This window comes from Methylobacterium sp. BTF04 (assembly GCF_010692745.1).
GTDB lineage: Bacteria > Pseudomonadota > Alphaproteobacteria > Rhizobiales > Beijerinckiaceae > Methylobacterium.
The window spans coordinates 1-1,701 of the sequence record NZ_JAAHTB010000163.1 but is presented as its reverse complement, the minus strand read 5'-3'; the positions used below and the strand labels follow the sequence as shown (position 1 = coordinate 1,701).

Sequence of the window (1,701 nt, the reverse complement as noted above, 5' to 3'; positions counted from 1 at the left end):
TTGATCGCCCGGTGGTAGTTCTTGGCCGCGACCTCGTCGTGGATTTCGAGCAGGTAGGGTGCGGCGCCGGGCAGGTCCTTCAGGATCGCCGTCGATTGCAGCACGAAGAGATTCTCGGCCTCGGCCGGATCGTCGGCCAGGTAGATCACCTGAAGCGTGACGCAGAGCTGCTTGCACGGCGTGTCCGCATCGCACTCGCGAATGATCTCGCTCTCGCGCAGGAACTTGCACTGCGTCTCCACCAGGAAGGCGGAGCGCCGGTCGAGATTCCGGATCAGGGCGCCGTTGATGATCAGCCGCTCGGAGGGTTTCAGTTCGATCCTGAGGGCCATGATCCATTCCCGTTCGCGCGCTGCGTCGACCATCGATACCATTCGTTAACGGCGATTGAACTCTCGGGCGCCCGAACCCCGGTTTCGGCGTCCGAAGGCCCGAAACGGGCGATTCCGAGCGATCGGCTTAACGCCTGGGTAGGGGGCCCCGTGGTGTCTCGGGACGTCGGCAGAACGCCGATGTCTCGATCAAAAATTGGATCACCCCCATGTCCAGCGTCACCCTTTCGGCCGCGACCCGCCAGAACCTGCTCTCGCTGCAGGACACCGCTTCGCTGACCTCGACCACCCAGAACCGCCTCTCCACCGGCAAGAAGGTCTCCTCGGCCCTCGACAACCCGGCCAACTTCTTCACCTCGCAGAGCCTGTCCAACCGCTCGTCGGACCTCGGCAGCCTCCTCGACGGCATCTCCAACGGCATCCAGACGATCCAGGCCGCCAACCAGGGCCTGACCTCGATCCAGAAGCTCGTCGACTCGGCCAAGTCCACCGCCAACCAGGCGCTCGCGACGCAGATCACCACCAGCGGCACCGCCAAGAACACCTTCGCCAGCTCGGTGACCGCGTCCTCGGGCACGATCAGCCTGCTCGTCAACGGAACCGCGGTGACCGCCGCCGCCGCGACCACCGACTCCATCGACACCGTGATCGCCAGCCTCAACACCGCCGTCAGCGCTCAGGGTGCGGGCAACGCCTTCACCAAGGACACCACCGGCACGAAGATCGTCGTCAGCGGCAGTGCCGACATCGAGTTCGCCACCACCGCCGACCAGACCAGCCTCGGCTTCCAGGCCGGCACGGCGCCGGCCGCCAAGTACGGCACCGTCTCGGCAGCGGGACAGAGCGGTGACCTGGCCGTCACCGGCGTCAAGGAGCGGGCCGCTCTGTCGACGCAGTACAACAGCCTGCTGACCCAGATCGACCAGCTCGCGAAGGATTCCAGCTTCAACGGTGTCAATCTGCTCTCGAGCAGCGCCAGCACCAACAAGCTGCACATCTCCTTCAACGAGAAGGACACCTCCAACGTCGACATCCAGGGCGTGGATTCGACCTCCACCGGCCTCAACCTGAAGGCGATCGCCGGCGATTCCGGCACGACGGCCGATGGCAAGGGCAACTTCCTGCTCTCCACCGACATCCAGTCGACCCTGACCAGCCTGACCTCCGCCTCCTCGACCCTGCGCTCCCAGGCGTCGACCTTCGGTTCGAACCTCTCGGTGGTGCAGAACCGTCAGGACTTCACCAAGCAGGTGATCAACGTCCTCGACACCGGTGCCTCCAACCTCACCAGTGCCGATCTCAACGAAGAGGCCGCGAACTCGCAGGCGCTGACCACCCGTCAGTCGCTCGGCATCTCGGCCCTCTCGCT

General features: G+C 65.0%; 2 protein-coding genes. One reads left to right on the top strand and one right to left on the bottom strand.

Annotated features, from left to right (window positions below):
- Window positions 1-332 (bottom strand): flagellar biosynthesis repressor FlbT (locus G3T14_RS24045; protein WP_163644989.1); only part of this gene is annotated, 332 nt, incomplete at its 3' end.
- A gap of 209 nt (window positions 333-541) precedes the next feature.
- On the opposite strand from G3T14_RS24045, the gene G3T14_RS24040 reads away from it, so the two are divergent.
- On the top strand, window positions 542-1,701 hold a 1,160-nt coding region (locus G3T14_RS24040; protein ID WP_163644988.1), incomplete at its 3' end, for a flagellar protein.